The organism is Streptomyces rubradiris, assembly GCF_016860525.1.
GTDB lineage: Bacteria > Actinomycetota > Actinomycetes > Streptomycetales > Streptomycetaceae > Streptomyces > Streptomyces rubradiris.
This window is the reverse complement of the sequence record NZ_BNEA01000015.1, coordinates 2,361,204-2,386,854: the sequence shown is the minus strand read 5'-3', so window position 1 is coordinate 2,386,854 and position 25,651 is coordinate 2,361,204. Positions and strand designations below refer to the sequence as shown.

The window sequence follows — 25,651 nt, the reverse complement described above, 5'->3', positions numbered from 1 at the left end:
GGTTATCGGGTCCTCACGGTTATCGGGTTCCCCACATGTAGGTCTGCTTCTTGAGCTTCAGGTAGACGAAGCTCTCGGTGGAGCGCACCCCGGGCAGGGCCCGGATGCGTTTGTTGATGACGTCCAGCAGGTGGTCGTCGTCCTCGCAGACGATCTCGGCGAGGATGTCGAACGAGCCCGCGGTCATCACCACGTACTCGACTTCCGACATGTCAGTCAGCGCGTCCGCGATCGACTCGACATCGCCCTCGACGTTGATCCCGACCATCGCCTGCCGGCGGAAGCCCACGGTCAGCGGGTCCGTGACGGCGACGATCTGCATCACGCCCTGGTCCAGCAGCTTCTGCACGCGCTGGCGCACGGCCGCCTCGGACAGGCCGACGGCCTTGCCGATCGCGGCGTACGGCCGGCGGCCGTCCTCCTGGAGCTGCTGGATGATGGCGAGGGAGACGGCGTCCAGCTGGGGACTGTTGCCGTTCCTGGACTCGCGGGACGAGTCCCTCTGGTCTGCGCTTCGACTGGCCACGACCTCACTGTGCACCAGGTCTCGACAGTTTTGCAAGCCCCAATCGATGAAATCCGTTGTTTGAGAGACTAGACCTTGCGGATTTCGCAGATCGAGTGGCGGTGGGGGTGTTGAAAACGTGGGTGTGGCGATTAGGGTGGGTGTCTCAGCGATTGGACAGCCAGAACCAGATCAGGAGGCCGGCAGTGAGCACCGAGCTGCGTCGTCTGCGCAACTACATCGACGGTGAGTTCCGGGACGCCGCCGACGGACGGACCACCGAGGTGGTCAACCCCGCGACGGGCGAGGCGTACGCGACCGCGCCGCTGTCCGGGCAGGCGGACGTCGACGCCGCCATGGAGGCCGCCGCCCGCGCCTTCCCGGCCTGGCGCGACACCACCCCCGCCGAGCGGCAGAAGGCCCTCCTGAAGATCGCCGACGCGTTCGAGGAACGCGCCGAGGAACTGATCGCGGCCGAGGTGGAGAACACGGGCAAGCCCATCGGGCTGACCCGCTCCGAGGAGATCCCGCCGATGGTCGACCAGATCCGCTTCTTCGCGGGCGCGGCCCGGATGCTGGAGGGCCGCTCGGCCGGCGAGTACATGGAGGGGATGACCTCCATCATCCGCCGCGAGCCGGTCGGCGTCTGCGCGCAGGTCGCGCCGTGGAACTACCCGATGATGATGGCCGTGTGGAAGTTCGCCCCGGCCATCGCGGCGGGCAACACGGTCGTGCTGAAGCCCTCGGACACCACCCCCGCCTCCACGGTCCTGATGGCCGAGATCATGGGCTCCGTCCTGCCCAAGGGCGTCTTCAACGTCATCTGCGGCGACCGCGACACCGGCCGGATGATGGTCGAGCACGAGACCCCCGCGATGGCCTCCATCACCGGCTCCGTGCGCGCCGGCATGTCCGTCGCCGAGTCCGCCTCCAAGGACCTCAAGCGGGTCCACCTGGAGCTGGGCGGCAAGGCCCCGGTCGTGGTCTTCGAGGACACCGACATCGCCAAGGCCGCCGAGGACATCTCCATGGCCGGCTTCTTCAACGCCGGCCAGGACTGTACGGCCGCGACCCGCGTCCTCGTCCACGAGTCCATCCACGACGAGTTCGTGGCCGCGCTCGCCAAGGCCGCGACCGAGACCAAGACCGGGCAGCCGGACGACGAGGACGTCCTGTACGGCCCGCTGAACAACCCCAACCAGCTCAAGCAGGTCTCCGGCTTCATCGACCGCCTCCCGGCCCACGCCAAGGTCGAGGCGGGCGGCCAGCGGGTCGGCAACAAGGGCTACTTCTACGCCCCGACCGTCGTCTCCGGCCTCAAGCAGGACGACGAGATCGTCCAGAACGAGGTCTTCGGCCCGGTCATCACCGTCCAGTCCTTCACCGACGAGGACCAGGCCGTCGAGTACGCCAACGGCGTCCAGTACGCCCTCGCGTCCTCGGTGTGGACCAAGGACCACGCCCGCGCGATGCGCATGTCCAAGCGGCTCGACTTCGGCTGCGTGTGGATCAACACCCACATCCCGCTGGTCGCCGAGATGCCCCACGGCGGCTTCAAGAAGTCCGGCTACGGCAAGGATCTGTCCGCGTACGGCTTCGAGGACTACACGCGCATCAAGCACGTGATGACGTCCCTGGACGCGTAAGCACCGCGAACGGCGGCACGGCCCCGGACGGGCCCACCATCCTGTCCGGGGCCGTGCCCTGTTCTTCGGCCGGGACCTGATCGACAAGGTGTCGGACAGGCGCCGGACCGCTCGACGCAGCGTCGATTGTCGCTCCGGGCGACGAAACGGCATGCTTCCGGGGTGCTCCAGACTTCCTCTCCCGTGTCCGCGCCGTCCCGCCGTTCCCTGCTCGCCGCCCTCGGCGCCACCGCCGCGCTCGGTGCGCTGTCCGGGTGCGGGGTGCCCGCCGCGTACGTCAAGCCCGCGGACCGCTCCGCGCCCGACGCGTCGGCTGCCGACAAGAGGCTGACCTGGGCCAACTGGCCGCTGTACATCGACACCGACGACGACAACCCGAACCGGCGGCCCACCCTGGAGGGGTTCGGTAAGCGCACCGGGATCTCCGTCGACTATGTGGAGGAGATCAACGACAACGACGAGTTCTTCGGCAAGATCAGTCCCTCGCTGATGAACCACCAGCCCACCGGCCGGGACCTGATCGTCATCAGCGACTGGATGTGCGCCCGGTACGTCCGGCTGGGCTGGGTCCAGGAGATGGACCGCGCCCGCCAGCCGAACGTGGCGCGCAACCTGGACCCGCTGCTGCGCTCGCCCGCCTTCGACGAGGGCCGCCGGTTCACCGTGCCGTGGCAGTCCGGGATCACCGGCATCGCCTACAACCGGCGCAAGCTCGGCCGGGACATCCGGCACGTGAAGGACCTCTGGGCGCCGGACCTCAAGGGCCGGGTGACCCTGCTGTCCGGTTTGGACGAGGCGTTCGCGCTGCTCATGCAGGGCGACGGCGTGGACATCACCCGCTGGAGCGCGGACGACTTCCACCGGATGTGCGACCGGATCGAGCGAGAGGTGCACCGGGGCCAGATCCGCCGCTTCACCGGCAACGACTACACCAAGGACCTGGTCAGCGGGGACGTGCTGGCCTGCCAGGCGTACTCCGGCGATGTCATCCAGCTCCAGGCGGACAACCCCGACATCCGCTTCGTCGTCCCCGAGGAGGGCGCCGAGCTGTGGTCGGACTCGCTGATGATCCCCAACCGGGCCCGGCACAAGGCCAACGCCGAGCGGCTGATCGACTACTACTACCAGCCGGAGGTCGCCGCGAAGCTCGCCGCCTGGGTCAACTACGTCTGCCCGGTCCCGGCCGCCCGCGAGGTGCTGGCCGCCGACCCGGACAAGGACACCGCGGCCCTCGCCGACAACCCCCTGATCTTCCCGGACCCCGTGATGCGCGAACGCCTGGCCGTCGCCCGCGACATCACCTCCGCACAACGCCCGGAGTTCACCCGGCGGTGGAACGGCATCGTGGGCCTGTGAGCCGCCGGCCCCGGCGCGCGGGGCAGGATGAACCCATGGCCAAGGACACGCACCGGGGTGACACGGCCGAGGATTTCCCGCGCGGCGCCACGGGTTTCCTCGGTCCGGACGATGCCGGCCCGCTCCCCGAGACGGACCCGCGGACGTTCCGCACCGCCCTCTACGAGGCCGCCCGGGTCGCCGGGGGCACGGTGGGCGAGGTGGAGGAACGGACCTATCCCCGCACCTTCCACACCGCGTCCGTCCTCGACCGCGCGGGCGAGACCGTCGTCCTGTGCCACGCCCACCACCCGTGGATCGCGTTCGCCTCACAGCGCCGGAACTGGTACGACGAGGAGTTCCTCGCACCGCCCCCATGGGCCCGCGCCTTCACCGACGCGGGACTCACGGTGCTCGACCGCGAGCGGCTCACCACACCGCTGTCCGCGGTGGACACCTCGGCACTGACCCGGGACGAGTGGCGCGGCATCCGCCTCTACCACCTCACCACGCTGGGCGGAGTCCTCTTCAACGCCTTCGCCTGACGCACCGCGACCGCCGCGCTCACCCCTGCTCGTCCAGCGCGCGGCTCACCGTCGCCGCCGCCCGGCACACGGCCGGGGCGAGACGGGGGGAGCGGGCGGTCGTCGGAGCGGTCAGGGAGACGGCCGCCACGGGGGTGCCGGACCGGAACACCGGCGCCGCGACGGACAGTTCGCCCAGCCGGTGCTCCTCATGGGCCTCGGCCAGGCCGGCCGCCCGGACGCGGGCCAGGTGGGCGGCGAGCCGGCCCGGGGCGGTGAGGGTCCGGGGAGTGTGCCGCTCGGCGGCGGCCGGGGCCGGGAGCAGACCGTGGGCCAGCAGGACCTTCCCCGCGGCCGTGGCGTGCGGGGGCAGCCGTGCGCCGGTGACCAGGCACAGGGCCGTGCCGTCGGCCGGGATCACCACGTCCGCGTGCCCGCCGGTGCGCGCGGTGAGGGCGCGCAGCGCCGGCAGGGCCGTGTCCAGCAGGCCGCGCGGGCAGGGGGCGGCGGCGCCGAGCGTACGGATCCGGGTGCCGAGGCGGTAGGAGCCGTCCGAGCCCCGCTCCAGCCCGCCCCAGGCCACCAGTTCCCGCACCATGCGCAGCGCGGTCGGCACGGGCAGCCCCGTGCGGCGGGCGATCTCCGTCAGGCGCAGCGTGACCGGCGCGTCCACGAACGCGTCCAGCACGGAGAAGACCCGCCCCGCGACACTCTCCGCCATCCGTCCCCCGTCCGCCCCGCCCGCGTTTTCGCCCAGTGAAAGCCGGGCGTTGCCGCCGGCCGGCCCCGCCCGCCAGGGTCAACGCATGAACCTCGATCTCTCTTCCGACCAGTTGCTGTCCACCACCCGCGCCGTCCGCCACCGCCTCGACCTCACCCGTCCGGTGCCGCGCCGGCTGCTGGAGGAGTGTGTGGACCTGGCCGTCCAGGCGCCGAGCGGACGCAACCGGCAGCGCTGGCACTTCGTCGTCGTCACCGACCCCGAGCGGCGGGCCGCCCTGGCCGACGTGTGGCGGGCCGGGGTGACCGCGCCCGGCGCGAGCGAGCCGCTCCCGCAACGGGACGTGCGGCGGGCGTCCGTGGCCCGGATGGACCGGGTGTACTCGGGCACCGCGCACCTGTACGCGCACCTGCACGAGGTCCCGGCGCTCGTCGTGCCGTGCGTGGAAGGCCGTACCGACCACGCCCCGGTCCTGCGCCAGGCCGGCACCTGGGGTTCCATCCTGCCGGCCGTGTGGAGCTTCATGCTCGCCGCCCGCGCCCGTGGCCTGGGCACCTGCTGGACCACCGGAAACCTGGTGGACGAGCGGGAGTCGGCCCGGGTGCTCGGCATCCCGTACGACGACGTGATGCAGGCGGCGCTGATCCCCGTCGCCTACACCCTCGGCACCGACTTCCGGCCCGCTCCCCGCATCCCCAGGGACCGGGTGCTGCACTGGGACCGGTTCTGAGCGCGTTCGATTCCAGCGGGCGCCGACTTCCCGCCGGCGCACGAACCGCGCCCCGTCAGGCAGGGCAGGTGCTCCGGTGCGGGCAGCGCGCGCTACGCGCTGCCGCCCGCGCCCCCGGCCGCCGCGCCCGTCAGCGGTTGAACGCGGGGTACGCGAAGCGTTCGGCGGCGGCCTGCTGGCCGTCGCCCTTGGCGTCCGTGGAGTTCACCGCGTAGACGAGGGTGCGGGACAGGTCCCGGGTCGCGCCGATCCCCGCGGTGAACCCGGGCCGCGAACCGGACTTGCCCCAGACCTCCACGCCGTTCACTTCGAGGCGCTCCAGCGCGGCGCCGTAGTGCGCGCCGGGGAAGGGCGGGGTGAACATCTCCCGCAGCTGCGGCTCGGGCACCACCCGGCCGCGGAACAGTGCGACCAGGAACCGCTCCAGGTCGGCGGGGGTCGAGATGAGGTCGCCGGCCGCGAAACGGTCGGTCACGTCCCAGTCGGTCACATCGACCAGCTCGCCGTCGATCCAGTCGTAGCCCCGGTTGTGCGGCCCGCGGATTCTGGTGTCCCCGGCGGCGGGGAAGTAACTGTGCCGCATGCCGAGCGGCCGGAAGATCCGCACCCGCGCCTGATGGGCGTACGAGTCGCCGGTCACCTTCTCGATGAGCAGGCCGAGCACGGTGTAGTGGATGTTGCCGTAGGTCTGCTTCGTGCCCGGGGCGTACGCCGGCCCCTTGGCGACGGACGCCGCGACGACCTGTCGTGGCGTCAGCGTCTCGAAGCGGTGCGCGTACCCCTCCTCGACCGTGTCACCGAGGGACGCCCCCGGCTTGAGGCCGCTGGTGTAGTTCAGCAACTGCCGTACGGTGACGGGCTCCTTGAAGTCCTCGGTGAGCAGGCCCGGCAGATACCGCTGCACGGAGCCGTCGAGGTCGATCCGGCCCTCCGCGGCCAGTTGCAGCACGATCGCGGCGGTGACCACCTTCGTCACCGAACCGGCCCGGAACCGCGCGTTCTCCAGGGCCGGCGCCCCCGTGCGGACGTCCCGCACGCCCGCCGTGCCCCGCCAGCTGCCGTCTCCGCCGACCCGGACCAGCGCGGCCGTGATGTCGTGGTCGGGCAGCCCGGCGAGCGCGGCGGACAGGGCCTTGGTGTCCGGGCCGGACGTGGCCCTGGCGGACGCGGCCGCGGGGGACGCGGAGGTGGGTGCGGCGAACGCCGGCGCGGCCGCCGCACCGGCGGCCAGCGCGGCGACGAGTCCGGCGGCCACGAGGGCGGTACGGCGGCGGGTACGGCTGGACGTGCTGGTACCGCGGGTACGGCGCATGGCGGGCTCCTCGAGGAGATCGGGTGCGGCTTCCTGATCATCCTCGGACGGCGGCCCGCCGCCCGGATCCTCATCGAGGAGGGGGCGTGCCCCTTGCGCGACCCCGAACAACCGCCGGTGAGCGTGCGGGAGTTGTCAGGGATGGCCCCTACGGGAGGGGGCTGCGGCCCGGTACCGGGTGGGAGCGCAGCGCGTGCAGGACGTCGATCCGGTTCGTCGTGATCGAGTCCACGCCCAGCTCCAGCAGCCTGCTCATGGAGCGGCGGGTGTCCGGGGTCCACACGGACAGCAGGCAGCCGTCGCGGTGCACCCGGGCGGCCAGCTCCCGGTCGAGAAGCGAGAAGCGGTAGTTGAGCCAGCGCGGGCGCACGGCGGCGAGCAGCGCCGGGCGGGGCGGGGCCAGGGTCGTCCAGGTCAGGGCGATCTCGGCGGCAGGGTCGGCGGCCCGCACGGCGAGCATCGCCTCGGCGCCCGCGCTGTAGTAGACGCGGTCCCGCGCGCCGCTCTGCCGGACCACGTTCAGCGTCCGCTCGACCGTACGGCGGCCGACCGGACCGCACAGGTCCACCATCACCCGGCTGTCACCGGTCGCGGCCAGCGCCTGGGCCAGCGTCGGCACCGCGCCCCCCGTCAGCCCGCGCAGCTCCTCCGCGGACAGCGCGCCCAGCGGCCGGTCGACTCCCCACAGCCGGCGCAGCGTCTCGTCGTGCAGCAGCACGGGCACGCCGTCCCGGGTGAGCCGTACGTCGATCTCGACGGCGTCCGCGCCCTGCCCGAGCGCGGAACGCAGCGAGGCGAGGGTGTTCTCACGGAAGCGGTAGGGGTCGCCGCGGTGGGCCACGGCGGTCACGGTCTGCATGCGCCCTATTGTGGCCGCGCGGTGACCGGGAGCCGGGGGCGGGGGCCCGGCTCCCGGGCTCGGAACTGGGCCGCCGGGCGTTGGGTCGCCGGGCGTTGGGGCGTTGGGGCGTTGGGCTTGGGAGGCGTGGGCTCCCGCGCCCGGTGGGTGGGGCGCGGGGGCCGGAGGGATTCGGGCGCGGTGGCTCAGCCGGCGAGCCAGGCGCTGGTGTAGTCGTCGATCTCCCGGGTGATCCGGGCCTTGCCCGCCGGGTCCAGGAAGGAGACCTCGACGGCGTCCTTCGCGAGCGCGGCGAGGCCCCGCTCGTCCAGTTCCAGGAGCCGGGCGGCCACCGCGTACTCGTTGTTCAGGTCGGTGCCGAACATCGGCGGGTCGTCGGAGTTGACCGTCACCAGCACCCCGGCCCGGGTGAACTCCTTGATCGGGTGTTCCTCCAGGGTGCGGACCGCGCGGGTGGCGATGTTGGAGGTGGGACAGACCTCCAGCGGGATGCGGTGCTCGGCGAGGTACGCCAGCAGCTCCGGGTCCCGCGCGGAACTCGTGCCGTGCCCGATGCGCTCGGCGCGCAGGTCGCGCAGCGCGTCCCACACCGTCTCCGGGCCGGTCGTCTCCCCGGCGTGCGGGACGGACCGCAGACCGGCGGCGATGGCCCGGTCGAAGTACGGCTTGAACTGCGGCCGGGGCACGCCGATCTCCGGCCCGCCGAGCCCGAACGACACCAGGCCCTCGGGGCGGATCCGGTCCTCGGTGGCCAGCCGTGTCGTCACCTCGGCCGCCTCCAGACCGGCCTCGCCGGGAATGTCGAAGCACCAGCGCAGCACGGTCCCGAACTCCGCCTCGGCGGCCTTGCGGGCGTCCTCGATCGCGTCCATGAAGGCCCGCTCGTCGATGCCCCGCCGGGTGGAGGAGAAGGGGGTGATGGTCAGCTCCGCGTACCGCACCTGCTGCCGGGCCAGGTCGCGGGCCACCTCGTAGGTGAGCAGCCGGACGTCCTCGGGGGTGCGGATGAGGTCCACGACCGACAGGTAGACCTCGATGAAGTGGGCGAAGTCCGTGAAGGTGAAGTACTCGGCGAGGGCCTCGGGGTCGGCGGGGACCTTGGAGCCGGGGTGGCGGGCGGCCAGCTCCGAGACGATGCGGGGGGAGGCGGAGCCGACGTGGTGGACGTGCAGTTCGGCCTTGGGCAGCCCCGCGATGAAGGCGCGCAGATCGCGGTCGGCGGTGCCGGTGGCGGGTACGGCGGTGTCGGTCAAGGGGTCCTCCCCGGGAACGGCGCCCGTGGACCGCGGCGGGCGGCCCGGGCGCGGTGATCGGCTGATCGGTGGCGCGGGTTCATCGTAGGCCCCGGGGCGGCGGTGTCCCGTGCGGCCCGTAGCATGACGGGACCGTCCAGGAGAGGGGGCCCTTCACCATGTCCGACGAGGCGCCGCAGTCCACGCCCGGGGAGCAGAGCGCGCCCGGTCACGGGCCGACGGAACCGGCTCCCGGGCACGGTCCCTCGACACCCCGGGCCTCCCTGGACGACGCGACACCCCATGTCTCCCTGGACAAGGCGCCGGCCCCCGCCCCGCAGCCCAACCCGTTCGCGCCACCCGTGCCCGCCCCTCGGCCGGAATCCTTCCCGCACCCGGCCCCGGCCCCGAACCCGTTCGCGCCACCCGCCGCCGAACCGACGACCCGGGCCGCCCACCCCTTCCCCCACTCCGGCCCCGCTCCCGCCCCCCACCCCTTCGCACCCCCCACCTCCGGTCCGGCGGCTCAGGCCCACCCCTTCGCACCCCCCACCCCCGGCCCGGCGGCCCAGGCCCACCCCTTCGCACCCTCCACCCCCGGCCCGGCGGCCCAAGCCCACCCCTTCGCCCAGCCCGCGGGACCGGAACCCGTGCCCCCGCCGCCCATCGCCCCCGACGGTCCCGGGCAGGTGCCGTACGGTTACCCGGGCACCCTGTCGGCCTACGGCTACCCGGGCCCGCCGCACGCCCCGTACGCCGCCGTGCCCTACCCCGCCGGCAACGGCTACGGTTGGCCCGGCATGCAGGCGCCCCCGAGCAACGGCATGGGTACGGCCTCCCTCGTGCTCGGCATCCTCTCGGACATCTGCTTCCTGGCGTGGCCGCTCGCCCTGGTGCTGGGCGTCCTGGCGATCATCTTCGGCGCGCTCGGCAGGGGGAAGGCGAAGCGGGGCGAGGCCACGAACCCCGGGGTGGCCCTGGCCGGCCTCATCTGCGGCGCGACGGGCGTCGTCCTGGTGCTGATCTTGTTCGCCGTCTTGATAGCGGTGCTCGGCTGACCCGAGCACCGCCGGCCGCGGGCGCCCGTCCCCGTCAGTGATCGCCCCCGGTCGGTCGGTGGCGTCCCCCTGCGAGCGTCCCGCCCCACGCACCGGGCCGTCAGGCCCCGCCCCTCAGGCCCCAGCCCCCGCCAACCGCTCCCGGGCCTCCATCAGGGCGAAGCCCAGCAGGTTCAGCCCCCGCCACCGCTGCGGGTCCGACGCCGCCTCGTCGTCGGCCGTGAGTCCTATGCCCCAGACGCGGTCCACGGGGCTCGCCTCCACCAGAACCCGGTCCCCGGTGTTCAGCAGGAACTGCCGGAGGCCGTCGTCGGCGGCGAACTTGTGCACGCTGCCCTCGGTCACGATCCGGAACCGCTCCCGCCGCCAGGTCTCCTCGTCGAAGCCCCGGACCAGCCGCCCGGCCTTCTTCGCGGCGGCCGGGTGCTCCGCGGCCAGCACCCGGCGCTCCGCCTCCGCGTCCCCGAACAGCCGGGCCTTGCCGGCCATCATCCAGTGCTCCGCCGTCGCGTACGCCACCCCGTCGACCACGAACGGTGACGGCCACCACTGGCTCAGACAGCTCGCGCCGATCCGCCCGTCCGGCCGCGGCCGGTGACCCCAGAAGTGCAGGTACTTCACCCGGACCCCCGCCCGGACCTCCCTGATCAGGGATTCCACCCCGTCGATCTTCCCCATGCACGCGAGTCTGGCACGCACCACTGACAATCCGTCCGCCGTTTTGCCCCCCGACTCGACATCTGGTCGACAGATTCCGTCGCGTAACCAAAAGGCAACAACGGAATCACTTGTTGGTGCCCTATGGCTCTGTCAGGATCGGCACTCAAATCGAGCTGGAGCTACGCCACCACCCCCGGGACGGGGCGTACGGCGGAGGAGAGCGACATGCACAACCCGGGCACCGCCACCCCGGAACGATTCCCCGCCCAGGACCGGTTCGCGGACGGCGCGCAGTTCATCGCCGGCCGGCCGGCCAAGGGCACCTCGGGCCGCCACCACGCCGTGGTCGACCCCGCCACCGGCCGGGAGGTGTACCGCTACGAACTGGCCGGCCCCGACGACGTGGACGCGGCCGTCGCCGCCGCGCGGGAGGCGTTCCCGGGCTGGGCCGCCGCCACCCCGGGCGAGCGCGCGGAGGCGATGCACCGGTTCGCCGGTGTGCTCGCCGAGCGCGCCGAGGATCTCGCCCGCGCCGAGTCCCTCCAGTGCGGCAAGCCGCTCAAGCTCACCCGTGAGTTCGACGTGCCGGGCACGGTCGACAACACCGCCTTCTTCGCGGGCGCCGCCCGGCACCTCCAGGGACAGTCCGCCGGTGAGTACTCCGGGGACCACACGTCGTACGTCCGGCGCGAGCCCATCGGGGTGGTCGGGTCCATCGCGCCCTGGAACTATCCGCTCCAGATGGCCGCCTGGAAGATCCTCCCGGCGATCGCCGCGGGCAACACCATCGTGCTGAAGCCCGCCGAGACCACCCCGCTGACCTCGCTGATGTTCGCGCGGGCGGCCACGGACGCGGGCATCCCGGCCGGCGTGGTCAACATCGTCACCGGCACCGGGAAGGAGGCCGGCGAGCACCTGGTCGGACACCCGGACGTGGCCATGACCTCCTTCACCGGGTCCACCGCGGTCGGCCGGCGCGTCGCCGAGATCGCCACCGCCACCGTCAAGCGGCTGCACCTGGAGCTGGGCGGCAAGGCGCCGTTCGTCGTCTTCGACGACGCCGACCTGGAAGCCGCCGTGCACGGCGCGGTCGCGGGCGCGCTCATCAACAGCGGCCAGGACTGCACGGCCGCCACGCGCGCGTACGTGCAGCGGCCGCTGTACGAGGCGTTCGTGGAGCGGACGGCGGCGCTGATGGAGACCGTCCGGCTCGGTGACCCGTTCGCGCCCGGCACCGACCTCGGGCCGCTGATTTCGCACGCCCAGCGCGACCGGGTGGCCGCCTTCGTGGACCGGGCGCGCGGCTACGCGCGCGTGGTCACCGGCGGCGAGGCACCCGGGGGAGACCTGAAGGACGGCGCCTACTACCGGCCCACCCTGATCACCGGCGCGGCCCAGGACAGCGAGATCGTCCAGTCGGAGATCTTCGGCCCCGTCCTGGTCGTCCTGCCCTTCGACACCGACGACGAGGGCCTGCGGCTGGCCAACGACACGCCGTACGGCCTGGCCGCCTCGGCGTGGACGGGCGACGTCTACCGCGCGAACCGGGCCACCCGCGAGATCAAGGCGGGCTGCGTCTGGGTCAACGACCACATCCCGATCATCAGCGAGATGCCGCACGGCGGCTACAAGGCATCGGGCTTCGGCAAGGACATGTCGGCGTACTCCTTCGAGGAGTACACGCAGATCAAGCACGTCATGTTCGACAACACCGCGGTGGCGGCCAAGGACTGGCACCGCACCGTCTTCGGGGACCGCTAGAGACCGACCAGGCCACTGACCAGGCCGATCCCTCCCGGAAGGGCACCACGCGCATGGAGCAGTACGAGCCCGAACGCCCGACCCCGCCCCGAGCGGCCGCCCCGCCGCGCGGCCCGCGCGGTGGCAGGGCCGCCCTGGCCCGCCGGTCGCTGCTGCGGGCCGCCACCGGCGGCGCGCTCGCGGCCGGCGGCCTCGGGACGCTCGCCGCCTGCGGGATTCCCGCGGCGGGCAAGAGTCAGGGCGGCACCTCCGCCCAGGACCACTCGGCCACGGAGAAGGTGGTCAACTTCTCCAACTGGACCGAGTACCTCGACGTGGACGACAGCGGCAAGCACCACCCCACCCTGGAGACCTTCCGCAGGCGGACCGGGATCACCGTCGACTACACCGAGGACATCAACGACAACAACGAGTTCTTCGGCAAGATCAAGCCCCAGCTCGCCGCCGGGCAGGACACCGGCCGGGACATCATCGTCCTCACCGACTGGCTGGCCGCCCGGATGATCCGCCTCGGCTGGGTGCAGAAACTGGACCCGTCCAACCTGCCGCACGCCTACACCAACCTCTCGGCCCAGTTCCGCGACCCGGACTGGGACCCCGGGCGGGCGTACTCGTACCCCTGGCAGGGCATCTCCACCGTCATCGCCTTCAACAGGAAGGCGCTGGACGGCATCGAGGTGCGCTCGGTCTCCGACCTGCTGGACAACCCCAAGCTCAAGGGGCGCGTCGGCTTCCTGTCGGAGATGCGCGACAGCGTGGGCATGACGCTGCTCGACATGGGCAAGGACCCGGCGAGGTTCACCGACGACGACTACGACGCGGCGATCGCCCGCCTCCAGAAAGCCGTCGACAAGGGCCAGATCCGCCGCTTCACCGGCAACGACTACACCTCCGACCTGTCCAAGGGCGACTTCGCCGCCTGTATCGCCTGGGCGGGTGACGTCGTTCAGCTCAAGGCGGACAACCCGGACATCGACTTCGTCATCCCCGACAGCGGCTACGTGACGTCGACCGACAACCTGTGCATCCCCAACAAGGCCCGCCACAAGACGAACGCCGAACGGCTGATCGACTTCTACTACGAGCCCGCGCAGGCCGCCGCGCTCGCCGCGTACATCAACTACGTGACACCGGTCGACGGGGTGAAGCCCTACCTTGCGAAGATCGACCAGGACGCGGCGGACAATCCGCTGATCGTCCCCGACCAGGCCATGCAGGCGAAGTCCCATGCCTTCCGCTCCCTGAGCCAGAAGGAAGAGACGGCCTACGAAGGAAAGTTCGCGAAGCTCACAGGGGCGTGACGACGACGATGAAGACGACACCAGACAACAGCGGCGACGTCCGCCTCTCCGGAATCTCCAAGACCTACGGCTCCTTCACCGCCGTACACCCGCTGGACCTGACCGTGCCCGAGGGCTCCTTCTTCGCCCTGCTCGGCGCCTCCGGCTGCGGCAAGACCACCACCCTGCGCATGATCGCCGGTCTGGAGGAGCCCACCACGGGCACGGTCCGGCTCGGTGACCAGGACGTCACCCGCCTGCCGCCGTACAAGCGGCCGGTCAACACGGTCTTCCAGTCCTACGCCCTCTTCCCGCACCTCGACATCTTCGAGAACGTCGCCTTCGGCCTGCGCCGGCGGGGCATCAAGAGCGTGAAGAAGCAGGTCGAGGACATGCTGGAGCTGGTCCAGCTCGGCGAGCAGGCGCGCAAGAAGCCGCACCAGCTCTCCGGCGGCCAGCAGCAGCGGGTCGCCGTGGCCCGCGCCCTGATCAACCATCCCAAGGTGCTGCTGCTGGACGAACCGCTCGGCGCCCTCGACCTGAAGCTGCGCCGCCAGATGCAGCTGGAGCTCAAGCGCATCCAGACCGAGGTCGGCATCACCTTCGTCCACGTCACGCACGACCAGGAGGAGGCCATGACCATGGCCGACACGGTCGCCGTGATGAACGGCGGCCGGGTCGAGCAGCTCGGCGCTCCGGCCGACCTGTACGAGAACCCGCGCACCACCTTCGTCGCGAACTTCCTCGGCACCTCCAACCTGATCGAGGCCGAGGTGGACACCCGCGGCGGCGACGACCTCGTGCTCAAGGCGGGCGACGCCAAGCTGGTGCTGCCCGGCGCCCGGTGTACGGCCCCGACGACGGCCGGCGGCAAGGTGCTGGTCGGTATCCGCCCGGAGAAGATCTCGCTCACGCACGCCGACGACGCGGGGGAGATCCCGGCCGGCCGCAACCGTCTGACCGGGAAGATCGCCGACGCCAGCTTCATCGGCGTCTCCACGCAGTACGTCATCGACAGCCCGGTCTGCGCCGGCCTGTCGGTGTACGTGCAGAACGTCGAGCGCGACGGCCGGCTGGTGCCCGGCGCCGACGTGGTCCTGCACTGGAGCCCGGCCCACACCTTCGGCCTGGACGCGGCCCAGGCCATCGACGCGGGCACCGAGGAAGAGGTCGCCGCCTGATGTCCACGCTCACCGAGGCGCCCCCGCCGCTCAGCCCCGCCGCACCCGAGGAGAAGCCCCCGCGCCGGCGCGGCCGGTTCACCCCGTACTGGCTGCTGCTGCCCGGCATGCTGTGGCTGGTCGTCTTCTTCGCGCTGCCGATGGTCTACCAGGCCTCCACCTCCGTGCAGCAGGGCTCCCTGGAGCAGGGCTACAAGGTCACCTGGCACTTCGCGACCTACTGGGACGCGCTGAACGCCTACTGGCCGCAGTTCCTGCGTTCCGTGTGCTACGCCGCCGCCGCGACCGTGCTGTGCCTGCTCCTCGGCTACCCGCTGGCATACCTCATCGCCTTCCGGGCCGGCCGCTGGCGCAACCTGATCATGATCCTGGTGATCGCGCCGTTCTTCACCAGCTTCCTGATCCGCACCCTGGCCTGGAAGACGATCCTCGCCGACAACGGCCCGGTCGTGCACGCCCTGAACACGCTGCACGTCCTGGACCTGACCGACTGGCTCGGCTGGACGGCCGGCGACCGGGTGCTGGCCACCCCGCTGGCCGTGGTGTGCGGACTGACGTACAACTTCCTGCCGTTCATGATCCTGCCGCTGTACACCTCGCTGGAGCGGATCGACGGGCGGCTGCACGAGGCGGCCGGCGACCTTTACGCCCGGCCCTGGACCACCTTCCGCAAGGTCACCTTCCCGCTGTCCATGCCGGGCGTGGTCTCCGGGACGCTGCTGACCTTCATCCCGGCCGCCGGCGACTACGTCAACGCCGAACTCCTCGGCTCCACCGACACCCGCATGATCGGCAATGTCATCCAGACGCAGTTCCTGCGCGTCCTGGACTATCCGACGGCCGCCGCGCTCTCCTTCATCCTCATGGCCGCCATCCTGGCCATGGTCACCCTCTACATCCGCCGGTCGGGGACGGAGGACCTGGTCTAAATGCCCTTCCTGAACTGGCTCAAGCGGCATCTCGTCGTCATCGCCGGTCTGCTCACGCTCGCCTATCTGCTGCTGCCGAACGTCATCGTCACGGTGTTCTCCTTCAACAAACCGAAGGGCCGCTTCAACTACGAATGGCAGCGCTTCTCCACGGACGCGTGGCAGGACCCGTGCGGGGTCGCCGACATGTGCGGCTCGCTCTCGCTCAGCCTGCGGATCGCCGCCTGCGCGACGGTCGGCGCCACGGTCCTCGGCACGATGATCTCCTTCGCGCTGGTCCGCTACCGCTTCCGCGCGCGCGGCGCCGTCAACTCGATGATCTTCCTGCCGATGGCGATGCCCGAGGTGGTCATGGCCGCCTCGCTGCTCACCCTGTTCCTCAACATGGGCGCGCGGCTGGGCTTCTGGACGATTCTGATCGCCCACATCATGTTCTGCCTGAGTTTCGTCGTCACCGCGGTCAAGGCGCGCGTGATGTCGATGGACCCGCGTCTGGAGGAGGCCGCCCGGGACCTGTACGCCGGTCCCGTGCAGACCTTCTGGCGGGTCACCCTGCCCATCGCGGCACCCGGAATCGCCGCGGGCGCGCTGCTGTCGTTCGCGCTCTCCTTCGACGATTTCATCATCACCAATTTCAACGCCGGCTCGACGGTCACCTTCCCGATGTTCGTGTGGGGCTCGGCGCAGCGTGGAACGCCCGTGCAGATCAATGTGATCGGCACCGCCATGTTCCTCCTCGCCGTCCTGTTCGTCCTGTTCGCGATGGTCCTCGGAAACCGCCGGAACAAGCAGAAGGCATAGGCCGTTCACGGGCCTTGCCGGGAATCCTCTGTAGGGAGTTGAAATCATGGCCCCAAGCGCCATGAGCCGTGGGAAAGACAACTGGATCGCCTCTCTCTCCGAAGCCCAGCCGGTCCCGTACTGGCTGGAAGACCCCGGCAAGCCGGCCGCCGAGCCCGCCCTCACCGCCGCCGAGACCTGCGACCTGCTGGTGGTCGGCGGCGGCTACAGCGGGCTGTGGACGGCGCTGAACGCCAAGGAGCGCGACCCCGGACGCGATGTCGTCCTGCTGGAAGGCCGTGAGGTGGGCTGGGCCGCCTCCGGCCGCAACGGCGGCTTCTGCGCCGCCTCCCTCACGCACGGCCTGCCCAACGGCCTCACCCGCTGGCCCGACGAGATCCACAAGCTTCAGGAGCTGGGCCGGCGCAACCTCGACGAGATCGAGGCCGCGGTCGCCCGGCACGGCATCGACTGCGACTTCGAACGCACCGGTGAGATCGACGTGGCCACCGAGACCTACCAGGCCTGGGAGCTGAAGGACTGGCACCGGGAACTGGAGGAGAAGGGCCTCGCCGACGGCATCGACTTCCTGGACGCCGACGCCGTGCGCGCCGAGGTGGACTCGCCCACCTTCCAGGCGGGCCTGTGGGACCGCCGGGGCGTGGCCATGCTGCACCCGGCCAAGCTCGCCTGGGGCCTGAAGCGGGCCTGCCTCCGGCTCGGGGTGCGGGTGTACGAGCACACGCCCGCCCTCAGCCTGAGGCCCTACGGCGCCGGGATGGCCGTACGCACCCCCTACGGCGCCGTCCGCGCCCGCAAGGTCGCGCTCGGCACCAACATCTTCCCCAGCCTCGTCCGGCGCGTGCGGTCGTACACCGTCCCGGTCTACGACTACGCGCTGATGACCGAGCCGCTGACCGCCGACCAGCTCGCGGCCGTCGGCTGGAAGAACAGGCAGGGGCTGGGGGATTCGGCGAACCAGTTCCACTACTTCCGGCTCTCCGCCGACAACCGCGTGCTGTGGGGCGGCTACGACGCGATCTACCCCTACGGCGGCCGGGTGCGCGCCGAGTACGACGACCGGCCCGAGACGTACGCCAAGCTCGCCGGCCACTTCTTCACCTGCTTCCCGCAGCTGGAGGGCGTCCGCTTCACCCACGCCTGGGGCGGCGCGATCGACACCTGCTCCCGGTTCTCCGCGTTCTTCGGCACCGCCCACCAGGGCCGGGTGGCCTACGCGGCCGGCTACACGGGCCTCGGGGTCGGCGCCACCCGGTTCGGCGCGGACGTGATGCTGGACCTGCTGGACGGGGAGCGCACCGAGCGGACCGAGCTGGAGATGGTCCGCAAGAAGCCGCTGCCGTTCCCGCCGGAGCCGTTCGCCTGGACCGGCATCGCCCTCACCAAGTGGTCCCTGGCCCGCGCCGACGCGCACGGCGGCCGGCGGAACCTGTGGCTGCGGACGATGGACCGGCTGGGGCTGGGCTTCGACAGCTGAGGTGACCCACCTCACCCCGGCGAGCTGTACGAACCCGCGTAATGCTCCGGGACCGCCTCCCTCTCACCTCACGACGCATCCGCGTCCATGACCGAGAGGGAGGCTTTTTCGATGACTGGGGCGAAGACGGCCGTCGCATGGCTGGCATCCGTCGCACCGGACCCCGAGGCCTGTCGCCGCGAGTGGGAGCGCAACCCCCTGGGGGTCGCCCTGCTGCCCGCCGGCAAGGCCTGGGACGTCCTGATCCTGCCGGGTGACCTCGGCCACCCGACCCTGGACGTGCTCACCCGTCTGCTCGACCGGCCCGGCCCGGTGCTCGCGGGCTTCGGTGACAGCCGGCTCGGGTTCCTGGTGCCGGCGGGCACCGCGGCCCGCTGGGTCGGCACCGGCGTCCGCACCGCCGGGGCCGGCACCTGGATCGTCGTGCCGTATCCGGGCCGGGTGACCCGGGGCGTGCGCTGGCTGGTGCCGCCGGACGGCTCCGGCACGCTCACCGACCCGGCGCTGCTGGAGCTGGCGATGCACGAGGCGGCGGCGGAGCGGGCCCGGCGCGGTGATGCGCACCGGTAACGCCCGGACACCTTGACAGCAGGATTGGTCTGGACCAAATTGTGTGCGCTCCGCTCCTCCAACTCCCCCGACCCCGGAGGCCCTTGTGGAACGCACCAGACGTCGCAGAACCGTCCTCGCCGCGCTCACGGCCGCAACCCTGGCCGTGCCCGGTGTCACCGCGCTCTCGTCGGCCGCCCGTGCGGCCGACGCGGACGTCGCCGTCAACGGCGGCTTCGAGTCCGGCCTGACCGGCTGGACCTGCACCGCCGGTACGACGGTGAACTCGCCCGTGCACAGCGGAAGTTCCGCGCTCCAGGCCACCCCGGCCGGCGGCGACAGGGCCCAGTGCTCGCAGACGGTGACCGTCCAGCCGGGCGCCCAGTACACCCTGTCCGGATACGTCCGCGGCTCCTACGTCTACCTCGGCGCGAGCGGCACCGGCACCACCGACGTCTCCGCCTGGACCCAGTCCGCCCCCGACTGGCAGAAGCTGAGCACCACCTTCCGCACCGGGTCCGCCACCACCAAGGTCACGATCTACACCCACGGCTGGTACGGCACCGGCGCCTACCAGGCCGACGACATCACCCTCGTCGGTCCCGGCGGCAGCGGCACCACCCAGCCGCCCGCCGCCCCGGCCGGCCTGAAGACCACCACCGTGACCTCCTCCTCCGTCGGACTGTCCTGGTCGGCGGTGACCGGCGCGACGAGTTACGCGGTCTACCGCGACGGCGTCAAGGTCCAGACGGCGACGGGCACTTCGGCGACCGTCTCCGGACTGGCCGCCGCGACGGCGTACGGCTTCCAGGTCACCGCGGTCAACGAGGCCGGCGAGTCCGCGAAGTCCGCGGTCGTCACCGCCACGACCAGCGCGGGCGACGACGGCGGAGGTTCCTCCCAACTGCCCGCGCACGCCCTGGTCGGCTATCTGCACGCCAGCTTCGCCAACGGCGCCGGCTACACCCGGCTCGCCGACGTCCCCGACAGCTGGGACGTCATCGACCTGGCCTTCGGTGAGCCCACCTCGGTCACCTCCGGGGACATCCGGTTCAACCGCTGCCCGGTCACGGAGTGCCCGAACGTGGAGAGCGACGCCGAGTTCAAGGCGGCCGTCAAGGCCAAGCAGGCGGCCGGCAAGAAGGTGCTGATCTCCATCGGCGGCCAGAACGGCCAGGTGCAGCTCACCACGACCGCGGCCCGCGACACCTTCGTCTCCTCGGTCTCGCACATCATCGACACCTACGGCCTGGACGGCCTCGACATCGACTTCGAGGGCCACTCGCTGTCGCTGAACACGGGCGACACGGACTTCAAGCACCCGACCACACCCGTGATCGTCAACCTGATCTCGGCGCTGAAGACCCTGAAGGCCAAGTACGGCGCCAAGTTCGTCCTCACGATGGCGCCGGAGACGTTCTTCGTGCAGAACGGCTACCAGTTCTACGGCTCCGGCAAGTGGGGCGGCCAGGACCCGCGCTGCGGCGCCTACCTCCCGGTGATCCACGCCCTGCGCGACGACCTGACCCTGCTGCACGTCCAGGACTACAACTCGGGCCCGATCATGGGCCTGGACAACCAGTACCACTCCATGGGCGGCGCCGACTTCCACATCGCCATGACCGACATGCTCCTGACCGGCTTCCTGGTCGCCGGCGACCAGAACAACGTCTTCCCGCCGCTGCGCCCCGACCAGGTCGCCATCGGCATGCCGGCGTCCACGAACGCGGGCAACGGCCATGTCTCCCCGGCCGAGGTCACCAAGGCCCTGGACTGCCTCACGAAGAAGACGAACTGCGGCTCGTACCCCACCCACGGGACCTGGCCCGCCCTGCGCGGCCTGATGACCTGGTCGGTGAACTGGGACCGGTACGCGAACTGGGAGTTCCAGAAGACGTTCGACGCCTACTTCGGCTGACCGCGCCCGCTTCGGCTGGTGACGCGGGCGAGGACGGCCAGCGGCACGGCGCCCAGGCACCAGCCGGCCAGCACGTCCAGCGGCCAGTGGTAACCGTGCCGGACCAGGCCGTAGGAGACCCCGAGGACCAGGACCCCGCAGCCGGCCGCCAGCGCGCGGCGGGCCGCGGGGGAGCGGAGCCAGGGGAGCAGGAGCAGGGCCGCCGAACCGTAGGCCACCACCGCCGTCGCGGTGTGACCGGACGGGAAGTAGCCCGTCGCCGGGGGCACCACCGGTGTCCCCGGCCGGTCGGTCCACTCCTTCAGCGGTACGACGACCGCCGGGACCAGCGCCATCAGCACGGCGGCGGTCAGCGGCGGCAGCCACCAGCGGGGGGCACCCCGGACCCGGCCGAGCCACAGGGCGCCGGCGAGGGCGAGGGCCAGCACCGGGACGGCGACCTGGACGTTGCCGAGGTCGGAGAGGAACTGGGAGAAACCGTCCGGGTGGACCAGTGCCCGGCTCGCCTCGGCGTCCGGCCGCAGCAGTGGTCCGTCGGTGACGACCTGCCAGGTGATCAGGGCGAGGACCAGTACCGGGAGGACCAGGAGCAGCATGGGCCCAGCTTGGCAGGTCGCGTCCGGCCGGGGAGGAAGGAGGTCGGCCGCCCCGGAACAGGGGGGATGGTTCCGAGGCGGCCGTCCGGACCGGGTGCCGCGCGCCCCGGGGGGTTTGGGGCGGCGACCGTCCGATCGGTGAGGAGATCCCGGAGCCGTGAGGCACCGGATGTGTGCGCGAGGGCACGACCGGATCGAAGCTGGGGAGGCCTCGGCCCGGATCCGTCCACGGTTCCCCGTGGGCGGGGTGTATCTCTCATCGGGAGAGAACTTACGGCAGGCCAGGGCTGTTGGGCAGCAGGAATCCCTTCCTCTCATCCACCCCGCACACGTTCTTCACACGGCCTGCCGCAGGCGCCGCCACAGGTACGGGCCTCTCGACCCGGCCTACGGCTCGACGCGCGGTCCGACCCGCGGGTCAGATGCGCGCGAAGCCCTGCTCGATGATGTCGAGACCCTCGTTCAGCAGGTCCTCGCCGATGACCAGCGGGGGCAGGAAACGGAGCACGTTGCCGTAGGTGCCACAGGTCAGGACCAGCAGGCCCTCGGCGTGGCAGGCCTTGGCGAGCGCGGCGGTGGCCTCCGGGTTCGGCTCCTTGGTGGTCCGGTCCTTGACCAGCTCGATGGCGATCATCGCGCCGCGCCCGCGCACGTCACCGATGATGTCGAACTTCTCGGCCATGGCGGTGAGGCGACCCTTCATGATCTCCTCGATGCGCTTGGCCTTGCCGTTGAGGTCCAGCTCCTTCATCGTCTCGATGGCACCGAGCGCACCGGCGCAGGCGACGGGGTTGCCGCCGTAGGTGCCGCCGAGGCCACCGGCGTGCGCGGCGTCCATGATCTCCGCGCGCCCGGTCACGGCGGCGAGCGGCAGACCGCCGGCGATGCCCTTGGCGGTCGTGATCAGGTCCGGGACGATGCCCTCGTCCTCGCACGCGAACCACTGACCGGTCCGGCAGAAACCGCTCTGGATCTCGTCGGCGACGAAGACGATGCCGTTGTCGGCGGCGAACTGGCGGATCGCGGGCAGGAAGCCCTTGGCGGGCTCGATGAAGCCGCCCTCGCCCAGCACCGGCTCGATGATGATCGCGGCGACGTTGTCCGGACCGACCTGCTTGGTGATCTGCTCGATGGCCTGCTTGGCGGCCTCCGGACCGGCGTTCTCCGGGCCGGTCGGCCAGCGGTAGCCGTAAGCGACGGGCACGCGGTACACCTCGGGCGCGAACGGCCCGAACCCGTGCTTGTACGGCATGTTCTTCGCGGTCAGCGCCATGGTCAGGTTGGTCCGGCCGTGGTAACCGTGGTCGAACACGACGACGGCCTGCCGCTTGGTGTAGGCACGCGCGATCTTGACGGCGTTCTCGACGGCCTCGGCGCCGGAGTTGAACAGCGCGGACTTCTTGGCGTGGTCGCCCGGGGTCAGCTCGGCGAGGGCCTCCGCGACCGCCACGTAGCCCTCGTACGGGGTGACCATGAAACAGGTGTGGGTGAAGTCGGCGAGCTGGGCGCTCGCGCGGCGCACCACGGCCTCGGCGGAGGCGCCGACCGAGGTCACGGCGATACCGGAGCCGAAGTCGATGAGGCTGTTGCCGTCCACGTCCTCGATGACACCGCCGCCGGCGCGGGTGACGAAGACCGGCAGCGTGGAACCCACACCCTGGGCGACCACGGCGGTACGGCGGGCCTGAAGCTCCTGCGACTTCGGGCCGGGGATGGCGGTGACGACGCGGCGCTCCTGCGGAAGTGCGGTCATGGGGGCTCCCTGATGATCTTGCGTACCGGGCGGTCCCGGGCGGTTCCGGGCGGTGCGTTTTCGGACGCATACCTTCTTTTCTCGCAGGCTAAGACCGGTTCCGGGGGGTGGGCATGCTCCATGTGGGCGTTGTCGGCGCGTCCCCTTGTCCGCGGTGGACATAGCCCGCCCGGACGGCTGTGGCCCGCTTCGGCCGCGTAAGCGGTGAACTCCCCTTGCCGGGGCGTTAGATTGGCTCGCTGATGGCGGACGGAACGGCTGGTCAGGGGGCAGGGTCGATGGACACCGACGGCACACGGGACGCACCGGAAACGCCTGCGACACCGGCACCGCGCCCTCCGGGGCCCAGGGGGGTGGCTGGGGCACCGCTGGGCACGCCGTCGTCGTACCGGGGCTCCGCTGTGCCGCCACGGCCGATGCGGGCTCCGCACGTGCCCGGGGCGGACAGCCCTCCCCCCTACGCCCCGCCCGCCGCGCCACCCCGCTCACCCGTCGCCGACTGGCTCGACGAGCCGCGCCCCGCGGTCGGGCCCGGCGTCTGGCGTTACGGCTACCGGCGGCCCAAGGCCACGAGCCAGGAGCAGCGCCTGGCCCCCGTCACCATCGTCGGCTTCTTCGTCCCCTTGGCGGCCGGCCTCTTCCTGTGGTCACTGTGGCGGCACGGCAGCATCCCCTACCAGTGGGCCGTCCTGAAGCTCCTCACCCCGGACGACTGGTGGTGGGCAGGGACCACGTCACCGAAGAGCTACCAGGGAGTCGAGGCCGTCACGGTCGCCGACGGTGTGGCCTTCGCCCTCATCGTCTTCGCCATGGCGCGCCTGGGCAGCTGGTCCGACGTCATCCGGCACGTCGTCACCCGCCGTCCTCAGCCCGCGCGCGCTTTGATCGCGGCCTTGGGCGCGCTCATCGCGCTGGCCTTCGTCTTCCCCGGCGCCTTCGGCCTCGGCTGGGACCCGCTGCCCGTTCAGGACCCGCTGTTCTCCCTCATCGTCCTGATCACCGGTGACTACAAGGTGTTCGCGTCGGTGCTGTTCACGGACGCGCTGTACGCGCTCATCACTCTGCTGGTGCTGTGGCCGTTCGCCCGGATCGGCGGCTGGTGGACCTTCGCCCGGCGGGTGATCGCCGCCCGCGCCCGGGCCAAGGATGCCCAGGTTGCCGAGCCCCGCGTCGACCGGCGGCCGTCCCACTGGCCCGAGCTGCGGGAAGCCGGTCAGCACCAGGCCGCGGACGTGCTCACCGCAGAGGTGCACGCCGGCCGGATGAACGACGTGGACTGCGCGAGGATCGGCCAGATGTGGACCGCGGCCCGGGCCCGCGCGCGACTCTCCTCCTTCACCGAAACAGTGCTCCGCGACGGCGCCGCCGCCTGGACTCATCCCTCCGGTGCCCGCGACCTGCCGGGCCGGTCCGCCCGCCACGACCTGCTGACCGGCCAGGTCCGCATCGGGCAGTGGGCCGCCGGAGAACGTGCCCCCAGCGCCTACGGGGGAGCCGGAGCCGCGCTCGGACCCGACACTCTCGGCACCTCGCTGCTGGCCGTGGGACCCTCCGGCTCCGGTAAGACCCGTCATCTGACCCGGCCCGTCGTGGAGTCGCTCGGCCTGCAGGCCCTCGCCGGGCAGTGCTCGGTCGTCGCCGTTTGTGCGGCCGGCACGCCGCTTGGTCCCGATTCCGCCTACGACGTCGTCGTACGCATCGGAGACCCGGCATCCGTGTACGACCTGGATCCCTACGCGGACTCCGACGACCCGGACGAGGCGGCGGCCTTCCTGGCGGAGGGGCTGGCCGGCGACCTGGACGTGGTCAGTGGGCAACGCTCCGTCACCGCCCTGGCCCAGCTCCTCGGCCCCTACCGGGCGGCGTACGGGCGCTTCCCGACGCTGCCGCAACTCCGGGAGCTGCTGGAAGGAGATCCGTCGGCCCTGACCCCGCTGCGCGCTGCGCTCGCGGGGGACGAGCACGCCACGATGCGCCGCGAGCTCGACGCCCGCGCCCGGCAGTTCGGCAGTGCCGGCGATCCCGGCCCGGTTCTGGCCGACCGCCTGGCCCTGCTGGACCGGCCGGCGTTCGCCGGATTCTTCGGCGCCGACCAGGGGGAAGCCCGGCCGTTCTCGCTCCGTGCCGTCGCCCACCATCCGCTGCGGGTACGGATCGACCTGCCCGACCGTGGATACGACGAAGCCTGTCGGCTGATCACGCGGTTGCTGCTGGCGCAGTTCGGCGCCGTTGCGTCGGCGGGTGAACGGCCTCACTTCGCCTGTCTGGTGCTGGACGACGCGACCGGTGCCGTGACGGCCGAGTCGGTCCGCCGCATCCAGCGGCTGCGCTCGCGCAACGCCGGCGTAGTGCTCGCCCTGCGTACCGTCGGGGACGTGCCCGAGGCGCTGCACGGACCGCTGTACGCGGCCGTGGGCTGCCGCATGGCCTTCTCCGGAGTCACCACCTGGGACGGCAGCCGGTTCGCGGAAGCCTGGGGCACCCAGTGGGTGGAGACGCGTGATGTGGCCCAGCACACCGTCTTCGCGGACCAGCCCATGACCCGCGCGATCCATGCCCTGCGCAAGCTGGTGACCGGTAAGGCGGTGACGACGGAGGCCGTCACCGTCCGCCAGGTGGAGCGTGAGCGGTGGTCCGCGTCCGAGTTGGCTCATGGGGTGCCGCCGGGGCACGCGGTGTTGTCGTTGACCACCGTGCGGGGCGAGCACGCGCCGCCGTTGCTGGTCGATCTGCGGGGGTGAGCGGTCGTACGGTGAGGCAGAATCGGGGTGGGCCGTTCATACGCCGCGGCCAAAAGATCACCGGCTCCCTCACCGTGAAGGCC

The 25,651-nt window shown here is 71.7% G+C and carries 21 protein-coding genes and 1 pseudogene; 14 read left to right on the top strand and 8 right to left on the bottom strand.

All coding sequences use genetic code 11. The annotated features are described in order from the left end of the window. Positions 1 to 19: 19 nt before the first annotated feature. The gene (locus tag Srubr_RS23615; protein WP_030785039.1) at positions 20 to 541 is read right to left on the bottom strand and encodes an Lrp/AsnC family transcriptional regulator; all 522 of its coding nucleotides are present in this window, start codon (positions 539 to 541) and stop codon (positions 20 to 22) included. Between the two features lie 170 nt (positions 542 to 711). On the opposite strand from Srubr_RS23615, the gene Srubr_RS23610 reads away from it, so the two are divergent. The 3 genes from Srubr_RS23610 (at position 712) to Srubr_RS23600 (ending at position 4,031) form a co-directional block, all read left to right on the top strand. Next, on the top strand, positions 712 to 2,151 hold the full coding sequence (locus tag Srubr_RS23610; RefSeq protein ID WP_189997586.1) for a gamma-aminobutyraldehyde dehydrogenase: 1,440 nt from the start codon (positions 712 to 714) through the stop codon (positions 2,149 to 2,151). 162 nt (positions 2,152 to 2,313) lie between these two features. Then, a complete protein-coding gene (locus Srubr_RS23605; RefSeq protein WP_229926837.1) occupies positions 2,314 to 3,507 on the top strand; it encodes a polyamine ABC transporter substrate-binding protein in 1,194 nt (397 codons plus the stop codon). A gap of 35 nt (positions 3,508 to 3,542) precedes the next feature. Further along, positions 3,543 to 4,031 (top strand): hypothetical protein, encoded by a 489-nt coding sequence (locus tag Srubr_RS23600; protein WP_189997585.1) that lies wholly within the window; start codon positions 3,543 to 3,545, stop codon positions 4,029 to 4,031. A gap of 19 nt (positions 4,032 to 4,050) precedes the next feature. Here the strand turns inward: Srubr_RS23600 and Srubr_RS23595 are convergent, their stop codons facing one another. Beyond that, positions 4,051 to 4,731: an IclR family transcriptional regulator gene (locus tag Srubr_RS23595; protein WP_189997584.1), complete on the bottom strand. Its 681-nt coding sequence runs from the start codon at positions 4,729 to 4,731 to the stop codon at positions 4,051 to 4,053. A gap of 85 nt (positions 4,732 to 4,816) precedes the next feature. Here Srubr_RS23595 and Srubr_RS23590 point away from each other — a divergent pair, with 85 nt between their 5' ends. Next, positions 4,817 to 5,461, top strand: a complete 645-nt coding sequence (locus Srubr_RS23590) for a nitroreductase family protein (RefSeq protein ID WP_189997583.1) — start codon at positions 4,817 to 4,819, stop codon at positions 5,459 to 5,461. Between the two features lie 130 nt (positions 5,462 to 5,591). Here the strand turns inward: Srubr_RS23590 and Srubr_RS23585 are convergent, their stop codons facing one another. From Srubr_RS23585 to Srubr_RS23575, 3 genes are all read right to left on the bottom strand, one after another. Beyond that, a complete protein-coding gene (locus Srubr_RS23585) occupies positions 5,592 to 6,773 on the bottom strand; it encodes a serine hydrolase domain-containing protein (RefSeq protein WP_189997582.1) in 1,182 nt (393 codons plus the stop codon). 148 nt (positions 6,774 to 6,921) lie between these two features. Further along, the gene (locus Srubr_RS23580; protein ID WP_189997581.1) at positions 6,922 to 7,632 is read right to left on the bottom strand and encodes a glycerophosphodiester phosphodiesterase; all 711 of its coding nucleotides are present in this window, start codon (positions 7,630 to 7,632) and stop codon (positions 6,922 to 6,924) included. A 185-nt stretch (positions 7,633 to 7,817) separates the two neighbouring features. After that, positions 7,818 to 8,885: an adenosine deaminase gene (locus Srubr_RS23575; protein ID WP_289969867.1), complete on the bottom strand. Its 1,068-nt coding sequence runs from the start codon at positions 8,883 to 8,885 to the stop codon at positions 7,818 to 7,820. Between the two features lie 158 nt (positions 8,886 to 9,043). On the opposite strand from Srubr_RS23575, the gene Srubr_RS40995 reads away from it, so the two are divergent. Beyond that, complete coding sequence (locus Srubr_RS40995; RefSeq protein ID WP_229926836.1) at positions 9,044 to 9,922, top strand: DUF4190 domain-containing protein; 879 nt, start codon at positions 9,044 to 9,046, stop codon at positions 9,920 to 9,922. 114 nt (positions 9,923 to 10,036) lie between these two features. Here the strand turns inward: Srubr_RS40995 and Srubr_RS23565 are convergent, their stop codons facing one another. Then, entirely contained in the window at positions 10,037 to 10,600 is a 564-nt protein-coding gene (locus tag Srubr_RS23565) for an NADAR family protein (protein WP_189997580.1), read from the bottom strand. A gap of 207 nt (positions 10,601 to 10,807) precedes the next feature. On the opposite strand from Srubr_RS23565, the gene Srubr_RS23560 reads away from it, so the two are divergent. From Srubr_RS23560 to Srubr_RS23525, 8 genes and pseudogenes are all read left to right on the top strand, one after another. Then, positions 10,808 to 12,343 carry a gamma-aminobutyraldehyde dehydrogenase gene (locus Srubr_RS23560; protein WP_189997579.1) on the top strand — a complete coding sequence of 512 codons (1,536 nt, stop codon included), beginning with the start codon at positions 10,808 to 10,810 and terminating at the stop codon, positions 12,341 to 12,343. 53 nt (positions 12,344 to 12,396) lie between these two features. Further along, a complete protein-coding gene (locus Srubr_RS23555) occupies positions 12,397 to 13,644 on the top strand; it encodes a polyamine ABC transporter substrate-binding protein (protein WP_189997578.1) in 1,248 nt (415 codons plus the stop codon). A gap of 8 nt (positions 13,645 to 13,652) precedes the next feature. Continuing rightward, complete coding sequence (locus tag Srubr_RS23550; protein WP_189997577.1) at positions 13,653 to 14,804, top strand: ABC transporter ATP-binding protein; 1,152 nt, start codon at positions 13,653 to 13,655, stop codon at positions 14,802 to 14,804. Further along, positions 14,804 to 15,733 carry an ABC transporter permease gene (locus tag Srubr_RS23545; RefSeq protein ID WP_189997576.1) on the top strand — a complete coding sequence of 310 codons (930 nt, stop codon included), beginning with the start codon at positions 14,804 to 14,806 and terminating at the stop codon, positions 15,731 to 15,733. The genes Srubr_RS23550 and Srubr_RS23545 overlap by 1 nt, the downstream gene beginning before the upstream one ends. Continuing rightward, entirely contained in the window at positions 15,734 to 16,534 is an 801-nt protein-coding gene (locus tag Srubr_RS23540; RefSeq protein ID WP_189997575.1) for an ABC transporter permease, read from the top strand. A 46-nt stretch (positions 16,535 to 16,580) separates the two neighbouring features. Continuing rightward, the gene (locus Srubr_RS23535; protein ID WP_189997574.1) at positions 16,581 to 18,011 is read left to right on the top strand and encodes an NAD(P)/FAD-dependent oxidoreductase; all 1,431 of its coding nucleotides are present in this window, start codon (positions 16,581 to 16,583) and stop codon (positions 18,009 to 18,011) included. 111 nt (positions 18,012 to 18,122) lie between these two features. Further along, positions 18,123 to 18,569: pseudogene (locus Srubr_RS23530) on the top strand (hypothetical protein); the annotation flags it as partial. A gap of 97 nt (positions 18,570 to 18,666) precedes the next feature. Then, complete coding sequence (locus Srubr_RS23525; protein ID WP_189997572.1) at positions 18,667 to 20,478, top strand: chitinase; 1,812 nt, start codon at positions 18,667 to 18,669, stop codon at positions 20,476 to 20,478. Here Srubr_RS23525 and Srubr_RS23520 read toward each other — a convergent pair. Both Srubr_RS23520 and gabT read right to left on the bottom strand, forming a co-directional pair. Continuing rightward, positions 20,466 to 21,074 (bottom strand): phosphatase PAP2 family protein, encoded by a 609-nt coding sequence (locus Srubr_RS23520; protein ID WP_189997571.1) that lies wholly within the window; start codon positions 21,072 to 21,074, stop codon positions 20,466 to 20,468. The genes Srubr_RS23525 and Srubr_RS23520 overlap by 13 nt on opposite strands. A 418-nt stretch (positions 21,075 to 21,492) precedes the next feature. Further along, complete coding sequence (gabT, locus tag Srubr_RS23515; protein ID WP_189997570.1) at positions 21,493 to 22,827, bottom strand: 4-aminobutyrate--2-oxoglutarate transaminase; 1,335 nt, start codon at positions 22,825 to 22,827, stop codon at positions 21,493 to 21,495. A 278-nt stretch (positions 22,828 to 23,105) separates the two neighbouring features. Between gabT and Srubr_RS23510 the strand changes: the two genes are divergently transcribed. Further along, entirely contained in the window at positions 23,106 to 25,568 is a 2,463-nt protein-coding gene (locus Srubr_RS23510; protein ID WP_189997569.1) for a type IV secretory system conjugative DNA transfer family protein, read from the top strand. Positions 25,569 to 25,651 lie beyond the last annotated feature (83 nt).

Bases quoted from the DNA above. Each gene is read 5' to 3' on its own strand.
- Srubr_RS23600 (WP_189997585.1), top strand. From the start codon at position 3,543: ATGGCCAAGGACACGCACCGGGGTGACACGGCCGAGGATTTCCCGCGC.
- Srubr_RS23595 (WP_189997584.1), bottom strand. From the start codon at position 4,731: ATGGCGGAGAGTGTCGCGGGGCGGGTCTTCTCCGTGCTGGACGCGTTC.
- Srubr_RS23590 (WP_189997583.1), top strand. From the start codon at position 4,817: ATGAACCTCGATCTCTCTTCCGACCAGTTGCTGTCCACCACCCGCGCC.
- Srubr_RS23585 (WP_189997582.1), bottom strand. From the start codon at position 6,773: ATGCGCCGTACCCGCGGTACCAGCACGTCCAGCCGTACCCGCCGCCGT.
- Srubr_RS23580 (WP_189997581.1), bottom strand. From the start codon at position 7,632: ATGCAGACCGTGACCGCCGTGGCCCACCGCGGCGACCCCTACCGCTTC.
- Srubr_RS40995 (WP_229926836.1), top strand. From the start codon at position 9,044: ATGTCCGACGAGGCGCCGCAGTCCACGCCCGGGGAGCAGAGCGCGCCC.
- Srubr_RS23565 (WP_189997580.1), bottom strand. From the start codon at position 10,600: ATGGGGAAGATCGACGGGGTGGAATCCCTGATCAGGGAGGTCCGGGCG.
- Srubr_RS23560 (WP_189997579.1), top strand. From the start codon at position 10,808: ATGCACAACCCGGGCACCGCCACCCCGGAACGATTCCCCGCCCAGGAC.
- Srubr_RS23555 (WP_189997578.1), top strand. From the start codon at position 12,397: ATGGAGCAGTACGAGCCCGAACGCCCGACCCCGCCCCGAGCGGCCGCC.
- Srubr_RS23550 (WP_189997577.1), top strand. From the start codon at position 13,653: ATGAAGACGACACCAGACAACAGCGGCGACGTCCGCCTCTCCGGAATC.
- Srubr_RS23545 (WP_189997576.1), top strand. From the start codon at position 14,804: ATGTCCACGCTCACCGAGGCGCCCCCGCCGCTCAGCCCCGCCGCACCC.
- Srubr_RS23540 (WP_189997575.1), top strand. From the start codon at position 15,734: ATGCCCTTCCTGAACTGGCTCAAGCGGCATCTCGTCGTCATCGCCGGT.
- Srubr_RS23535 (WP_189997574.1), top strand. From the start codon at position 16,581: ATGGCCCCAAGCGCCATGAGCCGTGGGAAAGACAACTGGATCGCCTCT.
- Srubr_RS23520 (WP_189997571.1), bottom strand. From the start codon at position 21,074: ATGCTGCTCCTGGTCCTCCCGGTACTGGTCCTCGCCCTGATCACCTGG.
- gabT (WP_189997570.1), bottom strand. From the start codon at position 22,827: ATGACCGCACTTCCGCAGGAGCGCCGCGTCGTCACCGCCATCCCCGGC.
- Srubr_RS23510 (WP_189997569.1), top strand. From the start codon at position 23,106: ATGGACACCGACGGCACACGGGACGCACCGGAAACGCCTGCGACACCG.